The following is a 330-nucleotide window of genomic DNA, read 5'->3' as shown; positions in this document are numbered from 1 at the left end:
GACAACCGAGCGCCAAGAGCACGTCGCGGACACCGTCCACACCGCAAACCAGCAGGTCACAACCCTGCCCGACCGCCGGACTACAGATAACNANNGAACGCTTGAACAAGGAGATCAAGCGCCGGGCCGATGTCGTGGAGATTTTCCCCAACCCGGCAGCGTTCCTGCGGCTGGCCACTGCGGTGGTCATCGAATCTCACGACGAATGGCAGGTCACCCGCCGCTACCTCTCCGATGTCTCCATGGACGAACTACGCGCTGTCATCGCCAAGAAACACGCTGCGGCAGCACTTGCGAAACAACACCAAATCACCTAGCGTTCAACATGCC

Annotated in this window: 1 pseudogene; it reads left to right on the top strand. The window is 59.9% G+C overall.

The window, feature by feature from the left end:
• Window positions 1–95: 95 nt before the first annotated feature.
• Window positions 96–317, top strand: a pseudogene (locus H7I57_RS27300) (transposase); the annotation flags it as partial.
• Between the last annotated feature and the right edge of the window lie 13 nt (window positions 318–330).

The sequence above is a fragment of the Mycolicibacterium pyrenivorans genome, assembly GCF_025821625.1.
In the GTDB taxonomy this organism is placed as follows: domain Bacteria; phylum Actinomycetota; class Actinomycetes; order Mycobacteriales; family Mycobacteriaceae; genus Mycobacterium; species Mycobacterium pyrenivorans.
This window is presented reverse-complemented; position numbering and strand designations above follow the sequence as displayed.